The following is a 15,359-nucleotide window of genomic DNA, read 5'->3' as shown; positions in this document are numbered from 1 at the left end:
CTACGTCAATCCACACGACATCGGGGTGCTACGCCTCTCCTGAACAACCCTGCTCCCTGCACCATGACGTGCTACTTGAGTCCGCCAAAACGCCGGTAAAAGCTTTCCCCCACATCCGGCAACGGGCCGTCGGCCGTTTCCAGCGCAGCGTTCAGCCACTCCTCGGCCTTGGCGTAAATCAAACGGTAAATGTTGCGGCACAACTGCCGCGCCGCCCGACCTTCCCAATCACCGGGCAACAACTCGTCCGGCAGTTGCGGATCGCGCAACAGCAATTTTCGGTATTCATGAATTAGCAGAATCCGTGCCAGGAAACAGTCCGCCGGCTGCAGGTTCTCCTGCTCGCGAAGCGCTTGCCAGAGCGGCCGGAACAATTGAATGAACTCACTGTAATGGGTCGCCAGCTCCTCGATGTTCCAGCTCTCGCGCACCTGCAGGCGCAGGGCCTTGGAGGCCAGCACGTCCTGGGCAGTGGTTTCGAAGACGATGGTTTCTTCCTGGGCGCCGAGGTCGATCAGGGTCGCGTTGACATCGGTGCGGTCGCTGCGCGGACACGCCAGCACCGCCGGAGAAATCGCACCAAAACCTTGCCACTCCAGTTCTTCACGCACTTGTTTGCGCTTGTCCTGGGTCAGCTGCGACAGCATCACCAGGCACCAGGAACCGTCCCAGGCCGGCATGCTGGTGCTATAGACCCGTTTGAACGCCTTGTCGAAACGCCGGCGACCGGTGCCGGTCAGGCTGTAGTAACTGCGACGCCCGACTTTTTCGGCGGTCAGCCAGCCTTCCTTGGTCAGGCGGAAAATCGACGTGCGGATCAGCCGTTCGTTGATGCCGATCGGTTCGAGCAACTGAATCAGGCTGCCCAGCCACACCGTCCCGCCATGAGGCTCGATGGCATCGCCGTACAACGTGATGATCAAGGAGCTGGCGCGGATCGGCGTCTGCTCCTGGAAGCGGGTAATCAAGTGATTCAAAGGTGTCAGGGACGACATGGGCGTACCGAGCGAAAAAAGAAAACGAATATACCGAAAGTCCGCCTGTTAATCGCAAATCCCTCTGTAGGAGCGAGCTCGCTCGCGATGGACGTCAACGATGACGCGCTCTGTCTGAAGACCCGTGTTGTCCTGGCGTTTTTCGCGAGCAAGCTCGCTCCTACAAGGGGATTTGTGTTCACGACGTGCCCTTTGGCCGCAGACCACTGTCGCTGATGCGCGGGCGATCCGGCTCCGGCTCGCTCAGCGGTTCGCAGACCTGCATCTGTTCCAGGCAGCGCCGGGCCAACTGCTGATACTCGCGGGTGCCTGCCTGTTTCCACGCCACTTCCTGATCGCTGAGGCTGCGCTTGACGCTGGCCGGGGCGCCCATCACCAGCGACTGCTCGGGGCATTCGAAACCGGCCTTGACGAACGCCGCCGCCGAGACGAATGAACGCGGGCCGATCTGCGCGTTGTCCATCACCACCGCATTCATGCCCACCAGTGCGTCGGCGCCGATCCGGCAACCATGCAGCACGGCACCGTGGCCGATGTGGCCATTGCGCTCGACCACGGTGTCACTGTCGGGAAAACCGTGCATCACGCAGGTGTCCTGCAGATTGGCGCCCTCCTCCAGGACGATCCGGCCAAAGTCGCCACGCAGGCTCGCGAGCGGCCCGACGTAGCAATGAGGACCGACGATCACATCACCGATCAACACGGCAGACGGATGCACATAGGCACTGGGGTCAACCACCGGGGTCAGGCCATCAAGGCTGTAGCAGGTCATGGAAGGTTCCTTCACAAAGCGATGCAAATAATGACTCATTTTGTATCACATCACTTTTACCAGCACAAAGACAAAAAACCGTATCACTTGAAAAGGGCGGTCAGCGCGGTGACTCGCCTGCCGCCACCACCCGATCAGCAGCCAATAAAATCGCGACATTCAGGCATATCAGCGTCCACTCCCGGCAGACATGCAATGACTGAAGCAACGACAAAAGGACACATTAAATCTATTTTTGTATTGCGTTTGCGTATCACGTTGCAGGTATACTCGGGCAAAACCGGTTCCTGCGACCGATCCAATAACAAGCCGGCATCACCGCCGAGCGTGCACCGTGAGGGCATCCGCCATGCCTCTAACCCTTGCCGTCGAACTGATCGAGCCCGGCGTCCGCCTGATTACCCTGCAGCGCCCGCAATCCCTGAACGCCCTGACCACCCAATTGCTGGGTGAGCTGGCCGACGAACTGAGCGCCGCACAAGCCGACCCCCAGACCCGCGCCGTGGTCCTCACCGGTAGCCGCAAGGCCTTCGCCGCTGGCGCCGACATCAAGGAAATGGCCGAACGCGACCTGGTCGGCATCCTCGACGATCCCCGCCAGGCTTCGTGGCAGGCGATCACCCGCTTCAGCAAACCACTGATCGCCGCCGTCAATGGCTTCGCCCTCGGCGGTGGCTGCGAACTGGCGATGCACGCCGACATCATCATTGCCGGTGAGGACGCCCGCTTCGGTCAGCCGGAAATCAACCTCGGGATCATGCCCGGCGCCGGTGGCACCCAACGCCTGCTGCGTGCCGTCGGCAAATCCATGGCCATGCAGATGGTCCTGACCGGCGAGCCGATCGATGCGCGCCAGGCCCAGCGCGCCGGGCTGGTCAGCGAAGTGACGCAACCGGAACTCACCGTTGAGCGCGCCCTGCAAATCGCCCGCAGCATTGCCGGCAAAGCCCCGCTGGCGGTGCGCCTGGCCAAGGAAGCGCTGCTCAAGGCCATGGACACCGACCTGGCCACCGGCCTGCGCTTCGAGCGCCATGCCTTCACCGTGCTGGCCGGCACCCGCGACCGCGAGGAAGGCATTGCCGCCTTCCAGGAAAAACGCACGCCGACCTTCACCGGCCAGTGATCACCCCGCCCCTTTTAAAAAAGAACGATCTCTCAGAGAGCGCCAAGACCATGAACTTCGAACACATTCTGTTTTCCATCGAGGCCGGCGTTGCCCTGCTCAGCCTCAATCGCCCGGACCAGCTCAACAGCTTCAACACGCAGATGCACGGCGAAGTGAAGGAAGCGCTCAAGCAAGTCCGGCAGAACCCGGACGTGCGCGTGCTGCTGCTGACCGGCGAAGGTCGTGGCTTCTGTGCCGGACAAGACCTCAGCGACCGCAATGTCGCACCGGGCAGCGCCGTGCCGGACCTGGGCGAATCCATCGAGAAGTTCTACAACCCGCTGATCCGCCAACTGCGCGACCTGCCGATGCCGGTGATCTGCGCGGTCAATGGCGTGGCGGCCGGCGCCGGCGCCAACATTCCGCTGGCCTGCGACCTGGTACTGGCGGCACGCTCGGCCAGTTTCATCCAGGCGTTCTGCAAGATCGGCCTGATCCCTGACTCTGGCGGCACCTGGACCCTGCCACGCCTGGTCGGCATGGCCCGCGCCAAGGCCCTCGCCCTGCTCGGCAATCGCCTGACCGCCGAACAGGCCGAGCAGTGGGGGCTGATCTACCGCTGCGTGGAAGACGCTGAATTGCGCGACGAAGCGCTGAAGCTCGCGCAACACCTGGCCACGCAACCGACCTACGGTCTGGCCCTGATCAAGCGCAGCCTCAACGCCAGCCTGAGCAACAGCTTCGACGAACAGCTCGAACTGGAGCGCGATCTGCAACGCCTGGCCGGACGCAGCGAGGACTATCGCGAAGGCGTGAGTGCCTTCATGGAAAAACGCACCCCAAGCTTCAAGGGACGCTGAGCCATGACCGCACTGAACGTCAACGCACGCATCGCGGTGATCGGTGCCGGCGCCATGGGCGCCGGGATTGCACAGGTCGCGGCGCAGGCCGGTCACCCGGTGTTGCTGCTGGACAACCGCCCCGGCGCCGCAGCCCAGGCCATCGAAGGCATCGACCGGCAACTGGGCAAACGGGTCGAGAACGGCAAACTCTCGGCCGAATCCCGCAGCGCCACGATTGCCCGTCTGCACGCAGTAGAAGCCATTGAAGCGCTGGCCGATTGCGAGCTGATCATCGAGGCCATCGTCGAGAACCTTGAGGTCAAACGCGCGCTGTTCCGGCAGCTGGAAGGCATCTGCGCCGAAAACTGCATCCTGGCCAGCAACACGTCGTCGCTGTCGATCACCAGCATCGCCGCGCAACTTGATCACCCAAATCGCCTGCTCGGCCTGCACTTCTTCAACCCGGCGCCGGTCATGGCGCTGGTGGAAATCGTTTCCGGCCTGGCCAGCGATCCAACCCTGGCCGAGTGCCTGTACGAGACAGCCAAAGCCTGGGGCAAAAAACCGGTGCACACCCGTTCCACGCCGGGCTTCATCGTCAACCGCGTGGCCCGGCCGTTCTACGCCGAGAGCCTGCGCCTGTTGCAGGAAGGCGCCGCCGATTGCCCGACCCTGGATGCGCTGATGCGCGAGGCCGGCGGTTTTGCCATGGGTGCGTTCGAACTGACTGACCTGATCGGCCACGACGTCAACTATGCCGTGACCTGCTCGGTGTTCGATGCCTATTACCAGGACACCCGTTTCCTGCCTTCACTGATCCAGAAGGAGCTGGTGGACGGCGGACGCCTGGGACGCAAAAGCGGCCAGGGTTTCTACAGCTACGCCCAAGGCGCCGAACGTGCGCAAGCCGCTCAAATCAGCAGCGAAGAAACGGTCGAGGTTTGCGCTGCTGAAGGCGACCTCGGCATTGCCCAAGGTTTGCTGGCGCGTTTGCGCGAACAAGGCGTCGAGATCATCCAGCGTGATGGCCTGGGCCTGCTGCGGGTCGGTGACGCGGTGCTGGCCTTGAGCGACGGGCGCATGGCCTGTCAGCGCGCCCGGGAAGACGGACTGCGCAACCTGATCCTGCTGGATCTGGTCCTCGATTACAGCAAGGCCCAACGCATCGCCATCAGCTGCGCGGCGGGCATCGATCCACTGGCCCTCGAACAAGGCGTCGCCCTGCTGCAACGGGCCGGTTTCAAGGTCAGCCTGCTCAGCGACAGCCCGGCACTGGCGGTCCTGCGCACGGTGGCGATGCTGGCCAACGAGGCGGCGGATGCGCTGCTGCAAGGCGTGGCCTCGGCGGCCGACATCGATCTGGCCATGCGTGCCGGGGTCAATTACCCGCAAGGGCCGCTGGCCTGGGCCGATGCCATTGGCCTGGCACACATCGTTACCGTGCTCGACAACCTGCAAGCCGCCTACGGCGAAGAACGCTATCGCCCATCGCTGCTGTTGCGCCGTCGGGTCGCCGAAGGGAGAAACCTCCATGACTAATCATGAAGCCATGACCCTGGCCAGCGATTGCGCCCAGGCCCTGTTCCTGCGTGACAGCGCCAGCCAGGCCATGGGCATGCGCCTGCTGTCCGCCGGCCCCGGCTGCGCCCGGGTGGGCATGACCGTGCGCGCCGACATGCTCCAGGGCCACGGCACCTGCCACGGCGGCTACCTGTTCGCCCTCGCCGACTCGGCGTTCGCCTTTGCCTGCAACAGCTACAACGAAGCCACCGTGGCCATCGGTTGCAGCATCGACTACATCGCCCCGGCGCGCCTGGGCGACACGTTGAACGCCGATTGCACCGAGCAGAGCCGCTCGGGTCGCACCGGCAACTACGACGTACGCATTGAAAACCAACAGGGCCAGTTGATCGCCCTGTTCCATGGCAAATCCTACAAAGTGCGCGGCCCGGTGCTGACGCAGGAGAACCCGAATGAATGACGCCCTGATCATCGATGCGGTACGGACCCCGATCGGTCGCTACGCCGGAGTCTTGAGCAGCGTGCGCGCCGACGACCTCGGCGCGGTGCCGCTGCGCGAACTACTGCGGCGTCACCCGCAAGTGGACTGGAGCAGTGTCGATGACGTGATCTACGGCTGCGCCAACCAGGCCGGCGAAGACAATCGCAACGTCGCGCGCATGTCGGCGCTGTTGGCCGGGTTGCCGGTCGGCGTGCCCGGCACCACCCTCAATCGCCTGTGCGGTTCCGGGCTGGATGCGGTCGGCACGGCGGCGCGCGCCATTCGCAGTGGCGAGGCCGGGTTGATGCTGGTCGGCGGCGTCGAATCGATGTCCCGCGCACCGCTGGTGATGGGCAAGGCCGAGCAGGCGTTTTCCCGCCAGGCGGAGATTTTCGATACCACCATCGGCTGGCGCTTCGTCAATCCGCTGATGAAAAAGGCCTTCGGCATCGACTCCATGCCGGAAACCGCGGAGAACGTGGCCGAACAGTTCAACATCTCCCGCGCCGACCAGGACGCCTTCGCCCTGCGCAGCCAGCAACGGGCCGCTGCCGCCCAGGCCAACGGGCGTCTGGCCAGGGAAATCGTCGCGGTAGAAATCCCCCAGCGCAAAGGCCCGGCCAAAGTGGTCGAGCAGGATGAACACCCGCGCGGCGACACTACCCTTGAGCAGTTGGCCAAACTCGGCACGCCGTTCCGCGAAGGCGGCAGCATCACCGCCGGCAACGCTTCCGGGGTCAACGACGGTGCCTGCGCGCTGTTACTGGCCAGCCCGGAAGTCGCCAAGCGTCACGGGCTGACCGCTCGCGGCCGGGTGGTGGCGATGGCCACTGCCGGGGTCGAGCCACGCATCATGGGCATCGGTCCGGTGCCGGCGACGCGCAAGGTGCTGGAACTGGCCAACCTGAGCCTGGCGGACATGGACGTCATCGAACTCAACGAAGCCTTTGCCGCACAAGGCCTGGCGGTGCTGCGCGAACTGGGCTTGAGCGACACCGATCCACGGGTCAACCCCAACGGTGGCGCGATTGCCCTCGGCCATCCACTGGGCATGAGCGGCGCGCGCCTGGTGACCACGGCCCTGCATGAGCTTGAGGAACGGAGTGGCCGCTATGCCCTGTGCACCATGTGCATCGGCGTCGGCCAGGGGATCGCGCTGATCATCGAGCGACTCTCCCGTTAAAGAACCGCGATTCCCGGGGAGCCGAGAGGTATCCTTGGGTCATGCACTCAAAGCCCCTGTGCAAAGGGGCTGGAACACAAAAACAATTCGAGTGAAGTCATGAACATGCCAATTGCCCAATCCGTGCTTGATCCTGTGCTGGACCCGCTGGAAACCGCCAGCATCGACGAGTTGCGTCAACATCAGCTGGATCGCCTGCGCTGGAGCCTCAAGCACGCCTACGAGAACGTGCCGCTGTACCGCCAGCGTTTCGATGCCCTGGGCGTGCACCCGGACGACATCCAGTCTCTCGAAGACCTGGCGAAATTCCCGTTCACCACCAAGTCCGACCTGCGTGACAACTACCCGTACGGCATGTTCGCCGTGCCAATGCATGACATCGTTCGCCTGCACGCCTCCAGCGGCACCACCGGCAAACCGACCGTCGTCGGCTACACCCAGAACGACATCGACACCTGGGCCAACGTGGTCGCCCGCTCGATTCGCGCCGCTGGCGGACGTCGTGGCGACAAGGTGCATATTTCCTATGGCTACGGCCTGTTCACCGGCGGCCTCGGCGCGCATTACGGTGCCGAACGCCTGGGTTGCACGGTGATCCCGATGTCCGGCGGCCAGACCGAGAAACAAGTGCAACTGATCAAGGATTTCCAGCCGGACATCATCATGGTCACGCCGTCCTACATGCTCAACATCGCCGATGAAATCGAGCGCCAGGGCATCGACCCGCACAAACTGGCCCTGCGCCTGGGCATCTTCGGCGCCGAGCCATGGACCGCCGAACTGCGCAGCGCCATCGAAACACGCCTGGGCATCACCGCCCTGGACATCTACGGCCTCTCGGAAATCATGGGCCCGGGTGTCGCCATGGAATGCGCCGAGTCCAAGGACGGCCCGACCATCTGGGAAGACCACTTCTACCCGGAAATCATCGACCCGGTTACCGGCGAGGTGCTGCCGGACGGTCAAATGGGCGAACTGGTGTTCACCTCCCTGAGCAAAGAAGCCCTGCCGATGATCCGCTACCGCACCCGCGACCTGACGCGCCTGCTGCCGGGCACCGCAAGGCCGATGCGACGCATCGACAAAATCACCGGACGCAGCGATGACATGCTGATCATCCGTGGGGTCAACGTGTTCCCGACGCAGATCGAAGAGCAGGTGCTGAAAGTCAAACAGCTTGCCGAGTGCTATGAGATCCATCTGTATCGCAATGGCAACCTGGACAGCGTCGATGTCCATGTCGAGTTGAAGGCCGAACATCAGCACTTGAGCGATGAACAGCAGAAGGCTGTTTGCGGGGAGCTGAGCAAGCACATCAAGACCTATATCGGGATCAGTTCGCGGATTGTTTTGCAGCCTTTCCACTCGATCAAACGTTCAGAGGGCAAGGCTTGCCACGTGATGGACAAGCGCCCGAAAGCATGACTGCTGCACCCCTTATGGCCCCGCTTTTGCGGGGCTTTTTTTTGGGTTTTTTTTGGTGTACGTCCATCAGCTTTTCCGTAGGAGCGAGCCTGCTCGCGAAAAACGTCATGACAACGCGGGCATTCAGACAGCCCGCGTCATCTTTATCCACCATCGCGAGCGGGCTCGCTCCCACAGGGTTTGCGTTGTCTCTGTAGGAGCGAGCCTGCTCGCGAAAAACGCCGGGACAACGCGGGCATTCAGACAGCCCGCGTCATCGTTACCCACCATCGCGAGAGGCTCGCTCCTACAGGGTTTGCATTGTCTCCGTAGGAGCGAGCCTGCTCGCGAAAAACGCCGGGACAACGCGGGCATTCAGACAGCCCGCGTCATCGTTACCCACCATCGCGAGCGGGCTCGCTCCCACAGGGTTTGCGTTGTCTCTGTGGGAGCGAGCCTGCTCGCGAAAAACGTCAGGACAACGCGGGCATTCAGACAGCCCGCGTCATCGTTACCCACCATCGCGAGCGGGCTCGCTCCTACAGGGTTTGCATTGTCTCCGTAGGAGCGAGCCTGCTCGCGAAAAACGTCAGGACAACGCGGGCATTCAGACAACCCACGTCATCGTTACCCACCATCGCGAGCGGGCTCGCTCCCACAGGGTTTGCGTTGTCTCTGTAGGAGCGAGCCTGCTCGCGAAAAACGCCGGGGCAACGCGGGCATTCAGACAGCCCGCGTCATCGTTACCCACCATCGCGAGCGGGCTCGCACACAGGGTTTGCGTTGTCTCTGTAGGAGCGAGCCTGCTCGCGAAAAACGCCGGGACAACGCGGGCATTCAGACAGCCCGCGTCATCGTTACCCACCATCGCGAGCGGGCTCGCTCCTACAGGGTTTGCGTTGTCTCTGTAGGAGCGAGCCTGCTCGCGAAAAACGCCGGGACAACGCGGGCATTCAGATAGCCCGCGTCATCGTTATCCACCATCGCGAGCAGGCTCGCTCCTACAGGGGGCGCATTACGTTCTTCCAAATGGTTCGCCTGAACGGCGAAACCGCCAGCCGCCGTTACCGAAGAAATGGATATACCCCCAAAACCAAGCTTCCCTCCACCAAAGCGATACAAAAAACAAATACGACACGTCATTTTCAGTTTGATATTAATTTCTGTATCGCTTATAAAGTTCTCCATGCCCTCGAACAGATTCACGGCGGGAGACCCCCAATGTACGCACAGCTCGTAGAAACAGGCGTAAAGCGCATCAAAGACCTGTCGGAAATGTCCGATCAGGAACGCGCCTTTCAGGAAAAAATCGATTCAGAAATCAAGATCGAAGCCAAGAACTGGATGCCAGATGCCTACCGGCAAACCCTGATCCGGCAGATTTCCCAGCACGCCCACTCCGAAATCGTCGGCATGCTGCCCGAAGGCAACTGGGTCACCCGCGCGCCGACGCTCAAACGCAAACTGCAATTGATGGCCAAGATTCAGGACGAAGCCGGTCACGGCCTGTATCTGTACAGCGCCATGGAAACCCTGGGCGCCGACCGCGATGAGGAAATCGCCAAGCTGCACAGCGGCAAGGCCAAGTATTCGAGCATCTTCAACTACCCGACGCTGAACTGGGCCGACATGGGCGCAGTGGGCTGGCTGGTGGATGGCGCGGCGATCGTTAACCAGGTGGTTTTGCAGCGCACCTCCTACGGCCCCTACTCCCGGGCCATGGTGCGTATCTGCAAGGAAGAGAGCTTCCACCAGCGCCAGGGCTACGAAATCCTCCTGACCATGATGCGTCACGGCAATCAGGCACAAAAAGACATGGTCCAGGATGCGATCAACCGCCTGTGGTGGCCGTCGCTGATGATGTTCGGTCCAAGCGACGAACACTCGCCCAACAGCGCCCAGTCCATGGCCTGGAAAATCAAGCGCCAGAGCAACGACGAACTGCGCCAGCGCTTCATCGACCAGACCATCCCGCAACTCGAGCTGCTGGGCTGCACCTGCCCCGATCCGGACCTGAAGTGGAACGCCGAGCGCGGCCACTACGATTTCGGCGAGATCCAGTGGAGCGAATTCTACGAAGTGCTCAAGGGCAACGGCCCGTGCAACCAGGAACGCGTCGCCACCCGCCGCAAGGCGATTGAAGACGGTGCCTGGGTTCGTGAAGCCGCCGTCGCCCACGCCCGCAAAAAACAAAACAAGAACGCCGCCTGATTCGGCCACCTGATGTGGAGTAATTGAAATGTCCGAGTGGACCCTCTTTGAAGTCTTCGTGCGCAGCAAGCACGGCCTCAACCACAAGCACGTCGGCAGCGTGCATGCCGCCGACACCACCATGGCCATCGAGAACGCGCGCGAGCTCTACACCCGTCGCAGCGAAGGCGTCAGCCTGTGGGTCGTGCCATCGGCGCTGATCACCGCCTCCTCCCCGGATGAAAAAGACCCGCTGTTCGATCCGTCGGACGACAAGGTTTACCGCCACGCCAGCTTCTACGAGCTGCCGGCCGAAGTCGGGCACATGTGAGGTCGACCATGAATAACAAGACCGATCTGATCGAATACCTGCTGCGCCTCGGCGACAGCGCCCTGATCCAGGGCCAGCGTCTGTGCCAATGGTGTGGCAAGGCCCCGGCCCTGGAAGAAGAGCTTGCGCTAATGAACGTCGGCCTCGACCTGGTGGGCCAGGCGCGCAACTGGCTGGACTATGCCGCCGAATTGCTCAACGACGGTCGCGACGCCGACGACCTGGCGTTCCGTCGCGACGAGCGCGCCTACCGCAACCTGCTGCTGGTGGAGCAACCCAACGGCGATTACGCGGTGACGATCCTCAAGCAGTTCCTGTATGACGCCTGGCACCTGCAAGTGCTGAGCGGCCTGAGCCAGTCCAGCGATGAACGCATCGCCGGGATCGCCGCCAAAGCCGTGAAGGAAGTCACCTATCATCTGCGCCGCTCCGGCGAGTGGGTCGAACGCCTGGGTGACGGTACCGAGGAAAGCCACAAACGCATGCTGGCAGCGATCCCCGAGGTCTGGCGTTTCACCGTCGAACTGACCAGCGCCGACGACAGCGAACAACGCCTGCACGCGGCCGGCATCACCCCGGACACCGCGCAAGTCGCCGCCGCCTGGCAAGCCAAGGTCAACGAAATCTTCGCCAGCGCCACCCTGCCCGTGCCTGCCGCGCCCAGCTATTTCTACCTCAATGCACGCAAGGGCCTGCACACCGAACACTTGGGCATCCTGCTGGCCGAGATGCAATTCCTGCCACGAGCGTACCCCGATGCAACCTGGTGAGCTGATCGCCAGTGACCTCGGCGCCCGGCCGGCACAACCGACCGACCTGGCTGCTGCGTGGGCGATCCTCGCCGAGGTCTTGGACCCGGAAGTGCCGGTGGTCAGCGTGGTCGACCTGGGCATCGTCCGCGATCTCGATTGGCAGGCCGGGCATCTGCACGTGGTGGTCACGCCGACCTACTCCGGATGCCCGGCCACCGAAGTGATCGAAGGTGATATTCGCCAGGCGCTGGAACAGGCCGGTTTCCAGGCGCCGCAACTCGAGCGCCGGTTGACCCCGGCCTGGACCACCGACTGGATCACTGACAGCGGCCGCGAACGCCTGCGCGCCTATGGCATCGCCCCGCCCGAAGGCAGTACCAGCAAGCGCAGCCTGCTCGGTGAAAGCCCGGTGATCCTCTGTCCGCAATGCGGCAGCGCCCACACCGAAGTGCTCAGCGAGTTCGGTTCCACCGCGTGCAAGGCGCTGTATCGCTGCGTCGATTGCCGGGAACCGTTCGACTATTTCAAGTGCATCTGAGCGGCAATCGGCCGTCCCAGCTGGAGAACAACAATGAGTAAATTTCACAGCCTGACCATCAAGGACGTGCGCACCGAGACCCGTGACGCGGTGTCCATCGCCTTCGAGATTCCGCAACACCTGCAGGACAGTTTTCACTTCACCCAGGGCCAGCACCTGGTGATGCGCACCCATCTGGACGGCGAAGAAGTGCGTCGCTCGTACTCGATCTGCACCGGGGTCAACGACGGTGAACTGCGTGTCGCCATCAAGCGCGTGGCTGGCGGGCGCTTTTCCGCCTTTGCCAACGAACAGTTGAAGGCCGGGCACAGTCTGGAAGTGATGCCGCCTGCCGGGCATTTCTGCGTCGAACTCGATCCGGCGCGCCACGGCCACTACCTGGCGGTCGCGGCGGGCAGCGGCATCACGCCGATCCTGTCGATCATCAAGACCACCCTGGAAACCGAGCCGCACAGCCGCGTCACCCTGCTGTACGGCAACCGTTCAAGCTCCGGCGCCTTGTTCCGCGAACAGCTTGAAGATTTGAAGAACCGTTACCTGCAACGGTTGAACCTGATCTTCGTGTTCAGCCGCGAGCAGCAGGATGTCGACCTGTACAACGGCCGGATCAACGCCGAGAAATGCGAGCAATTGTTCAGCCGCTGGATCGATGTCAAAGCCCTCGACGCCGCCTTCATCTGCGGCCCGCAGGAAATGACCGAGACCGTACGCGACAACCTCAAGACCAAGGGCATGGCGCCTGAACGCATCCACTTCGAACTGTTCGCCGCCGCTGGCAGCCAGCAAAAACGTCAGGCCCGCGAAGCCGCGCGCCAGGTCGACGCCGCCGTCAGCCAGATCACCGTGATCAGCGACGGCCGCGCCCTGGCCTTCGACCTGCCACGCAACAGCCAGAGCATCCTCGACGCCGGCAACGCCCAAGGCGCCGAACTGCCTTACTCGTGCAAGGCCGGCGTGTGCTCGACCTGCAAATGCAAGGTCATCGAGGGCGAAGTGGAAATGGACAGCAACCACGCCCTGGAAGACTACGAAGTGGCCGCCGGCTATGTGCTGTCGTGCCAGGCGTTTCCGGTGAGCGACAAGGTGGTGCTGGATTTCGATCAGCTCTAACCCCCCAACCGCCCCCCTGTAGGAGCGAGCCTGCTCGCGAAGAACCTGAGAGCAACGCGTGTATCCAGACTCCACGCGTCATCGTTCACGGCCATCGCGAGCAGGCTCGCTCCCACAGTTGTTCAGTGATCAACCCGAATACACCGTTACACCCAAAACAAAAACAACAAAGGAGCTCGCGTCATGACCCCCCAGGAAATAGAACTCATCGGCCAGCACCCGGATTTCATCCAGCTGGTTCGTCGCAAACAGAAACTGTACTGGTCACTGAGCCTGGCCATGCTGGTGATCTATTACGGCTTTGTGCTGCTGGTGGCTTTCTCCCCTTCTACCCTCGGCCAATCCCTCAACGGCGGCGTGACCAGCGTGGGCATGCTGGTGGGTGTAGTGATCGTGGTGCTGGCCTTTGCACTGACCGGTTTCTATGTCTATCGCGCCAACCACGTGATCGATCCGCTGAATGAAAAACTCAAGCAGGAGTGCGCCCGATGAGCCGTCTTCTCGCGATGTTCCTGCTGCCGCTGGCGGTGGTCACTGATTTTGCCGTGGCCGCCGACGGCGCGTCCCGGCCAATGAACTGGAACGCCATCGGCATGTTCCTGGTGTTCGTGCTGTTCACCTTCGGCGTGACGCGCTGGGCGGCACGGCGTACTCGCTCCGCCAGCGATTTCTACACCGCCGGCGGTGGCATGACCGGCTTTCAGAACGGTCTGGCGATTGCCGGCGACATGATCTCGGCGGCGTCCTTCCTCGGCATCTCCGCGATGATGTTCCTCAATGGTTATGACGGTTTGCTGTACGCCCTGGGCGTATTGGCGGGCTGGCCGATCATTCTGTTTTTGATCGCCGAGCGCCTGCGCAACCTCGGCAAATACACCTTTGCCGACGTGGTTTCCTATCGCCTGGAACAAACCCCGGTGCGCCTTACTTCGGCGTTCGGCACCCTCACGGTGGCGTTGATGTACCTGGTGGCACAAATGGTCGGCGCCGGCAAACTGATCGAATTGCTGTTCGGCATCGATTACCTCTACGCGGTCATGCTGGTCGGCGTGCTGATGGTGTTCTACGTGACCTTCGGCGGCATGCTCGCCACCACTTGGGTACAAATCATCAAAGCCGTGATGCTGCTGTTCGGCACCACGTTCATGGCGTTCATGGTGCTCAAGCATTTTGGTTTCAGCACCGAAGCGATGTTCGCCGGCGCCACCGCCGTGCATGCCAAGGGCAACGCCATCATGGCGCCCGGCGGGCTGCTGTCGAACCCGATCGATGCGATCTCGCTGGGGCTGGGCATGATGTTCGGCACCGCCGGCCTGCCGCATATCCTGATGCGCTTCTTCACCGTCAGCGATGCCAAGGAAGCGCGTAAAAGCGTGTTCTACGCCACCGGTTTCATCGGCTATTTCTACTTGCTGCTGATCATCGTCGGCTTCGGCGCGATCGTCATGGTCGGCACCGACCCGGCGTTCCGTGACGCCAGCGGCGCGATCATCGGCGGCGGCAACATGATCGCCGTACACCTGGCGCAAGCCGTGGGCGGCAACCTGTTCCTCGGCTTCATCTCGGCCGTGGCCTTCGCCACCATTCTGGCGGTGGTCGCGGGGCTGGCATTGTCCGGCGCATCGGCGGTGTCCCACGATTTGTATGCCTGCGTGATGCGCAAGGGTCAGGCCACCGAGCAGCAGGAAATTCGCGTGTCGCGCATTGCCACGCTGTGCATCGGCGTTCTGGCAATCATCCTCGGTCTGTTGTTCGAGTCGCAGAACATTGCGTTCCTGTCCGGGCTGGTCCTGGCCATCGCCGCGTCGGTGAACTTCCCGGTGCTGTTCCTCTCGATGTACTGGAAAGGCCTGACCACCCGTGGCGCAGTGACCGGCAGTCTGGCGGGGCTGGTCTCGGCGATTGTCCTGCTGATCCTGAGCCCGGCGGTATGGGTCAACGTGCTGCATCACGACAAGGCCCTGTTCCCTTACTCCAACCCGGCGCTGTTTTCCATGAGCCTGGCCTTCTTCAGTGCCTGGGTGTTTTCGGTCACCGACACCTCGCCCCGTGCCGCCCTTGAACGCGGCCGTTACTTGGCGCAGTTCATCCGTTCAATGACCGGAATCGGTGCCTCCGGCGCCAGCAATCACTAA

Annotated in this window: 16 protein-coding genes; 13 read left to right on the top strand and 3 right to left on the bottom strand. The window is 62.4% G+C overall.

Annotation, left to right across the window (positions count from 1 at the left end; translation table 11 throughout):
• Positions 1–71 precede the first annotated feature (71 nt).
• Entirely contained in the window at positions 72–995 is a 924-nt protein-coding gene (paaX, locus tag GQ39_RS03760) for a phenylacetic acid degradation operon negative regulatory protein PaaX (RefSeq protein ID WP_047527425.1), read from the bottom strand.
• 178 nt (positions 996–1,173) lie between these two features.
• Complete coding sequence (gene paaY, locus GQ39_RS03755) at positions 1,174–1,767, bottom strand: phenylacetic acid degradation protein PaaY (protein WP_047527423.1); 594 nt, start codon at positions 1,765–1,767, stop codon at positions 1,174–1,176.
• A 349-nt stretch (positions 1,768–2,116) separates the two neighbouring features.
• On the opposite strand from paaY, the gene paaF reads away from it, so the two are divergent.
• The 6 genes from paaF (at position 2,117) to paaK (ending at position 8,324) form a co-directional block, all read left to right on the top strand.
• Positions 2,117–2,890 carry a 2,3-dehydroadipyl-CoA hydratase PaaF gene (gene paaF / locus GQ39_RS03750; protein ID WP_047527421.1) on the top strand — a complete coding sequence of 258 codons (774 nt, stop codon included), beginning with the start codon at positions 2,117–2,119 and terminating at the stop codon, positions 2,888–2,890.
• A gap of 50 nt (positions 2,891–2,940) precedes the next feature.
• Positions 2,941–3,732 carry a 2-(1,2-epoxy-1,2-dihydrophenyl)acetyl-CoA isomerase PaaG gene (gene paaG, locus GQ39_RS03745; protein ID WP_047527419.1) on the top strand — a complete coding sequence of 264 codons (792 nt, stop codon included), beginning with the start codon at positions 2,941–2,943 and terminating at the stop codon, positions 3,730–3,732.
• A gap of 3 nt (positions 3,733–3,735) precedes the next feature.
• The gene (gene paaH / locus GQ39_RS03740; protein WP_047527418.1) at positions 3,736–5,253 is read left to right on the top strand and encodes a 3-hydroxyacyl-CoA dehydrogenase PaaH; all 1,518 of its coding nucleotides are present in this window, start codon (positions 3,736–3,738) and stop codon (positions 5,251–5,253) included.
• Positions 5,246–5,695, top strand: a complete 450-nt coding sequence (gene paaI, locus GQ39_RS03735) for a hydroxyphenylacetyl-CoA thioesterase PaaI (RefSeq protein WP_047527417.1) — start codon at positions 5,246–5,248, stop codon at positions 5,693–5,695. Before paaH ends, paaI begins: the two co-directional genes overlap by 8 nt.
• A complete protein-coding gene (gene pcaF / locus GQ39_RS03730; protein ID WP_047527415.1) occupies positions 5,688–6,899 on the top strand; it encodes a 3-oxoadipyl-CoA thiolase in 1,212 nt (403 codons plus the stop codon). The genes paaI and pcaF overlap by 8 nt, the downstream gene beginning before the upstream one ends.
• Before the next feature lie 99 nt (positions 6,900–6,998).
• Positions 6,999–8,324 (top strand): phenylacetate--CoA ligase PaaK, encoded by a 1,326-nt coding sequence (paaK, locus tag GQ39_RS03725; protein WP_047527413.1) that lies wholly within the window; start codon positions 6,999–7,001, stop codon positions 8,322–8,324.
• Between the two features lie 864 nt (positions 8,325–9,188).
• On the opposite strand, the gene GQ39_RS32935 is transcribed toward paaK, so the two are convergent.
• Positions 9,189–9,509: a hypothetical protein gene (locus GQ39_RS32935; protein WP_047527410.1), complete on the bottom strand. Its 321-nt coding sequence runs from the start codon at positions 9,507–9,509 to the stop codon at positions 9,189–9,191.
• Between the two features lie 15 nt (positions 9,510–9,524).
• Between GQ39_RS32935 and paaA the strand changes: the two genes are divergently transcribed.
• From paaA to GQ39_RS03680, 7 genes are all read left to right on the top strand, one after another.
• Positions 9,525–10,514: a 1,2-phenylacetyl-CoA epoxidase subunit PaaA gene (gene paaA, locus GQ39_RS03710; protein WP_047527409.1), complete on the top strand. Its 990-nt coding sequence runs from the start codon at positions 9,525–9,527 to the stop codon at positions 10,512–10,514.
• Positions 10,515–10,542: 28 nt separating this feature from the next.
• Positions 10,543–10,824: a 1,2-phenylacetyl-CoA epoxidase subunit PaaB gene (gene paaB / locus GQ39_RS03705; RefSeq protein ID WP_007943393.1), complete on the top strand. Its 282-nt coding sequence runs from the start codon at positions 10,543–10,545 to the stop codon at positions 10,822–10,824.
• A gap of 8 nt (positions 10,825–10,832) precedes the next feature.
• Positions 10,833–11,594, top strand: a complete 762-nt coding sequence (gene paaC, locus GQ39_RS03700; RefSeq protein ID WP_047527406.1) for a 1,2-phenylacetyl-CoA epoxidase subunit PaaC — start codon at positions 10,833–10,835, stop codon at positions 11,592–11,594.
• A complete protein-coding gene (gene paaD / locus GQ39_RS03695; protein WP_047527404.1) occupies positions 11,581–12,114 on the top strand; it encodes a 1,2-phenylacetyl-CoA epoxidase subunit PaaD in 534 nt (177 codons plus the stop codon). The genes paaC and paaD overlap by 14 nt, the downstream gene beginning before the upstream one ends.
• Before the next feature lie 33 nt (positions 12,115–12,147).
• On the top strand, positions 12,148–13,224 hold the full coding sequence (gene paaE, locus GQ39_RS03690; RefSeq protein WP_047527402.1) for a 1,2-phenylacetyl-CoA epoxidase subunit PaaE: 1,077 nt from the start codon (positions 12,148–12,150) through the stop codon (positions 13,222–13,224).
• Positions 13,225–13,407: 183 nt separating this feature from the next.
• Positions 13,408–13,716 (top strand): DUF485 domain-containing protein, encoded by a 309-nt coding sequence (locus tag GQ39_RS03685; protein WP_047527400.1) that lies wholly within the window; start codon positions 13,408–13,410, stop codon positions 13,714–13,716.
• On the top strand, positions 13,713–15,359 hold the full coding sequence (locus GQ39_RS03680; RefSeq protein WP_081997839.1) for a cation acetate symporter: 1,647 nt from the start codon (positions 13,713–13,715) through the stop codon (positions 15,357–15,359). Before GQ39_RS03685 ends, GQ39_RS03680 begins: the two co-directional genes overlap by 4 nt.

Origin of the sequence: Pseudomonas sp. 11/12A, from assembly GCF_000800055.1 — a bacterium.
GTDB classification, from domain to species: domain Bacteria; phylum Pseudomonadota; class Gammaproteobacteria; order Pseudomonadales; family Pseudomonadaceae; genus Aquipseudomonas; species Aquipseudomonas mohnii.
Note: the sequence above shows the minus strand (reverse complement) of the source record. Positions and strands in the feature narration are given on the sequence as shown.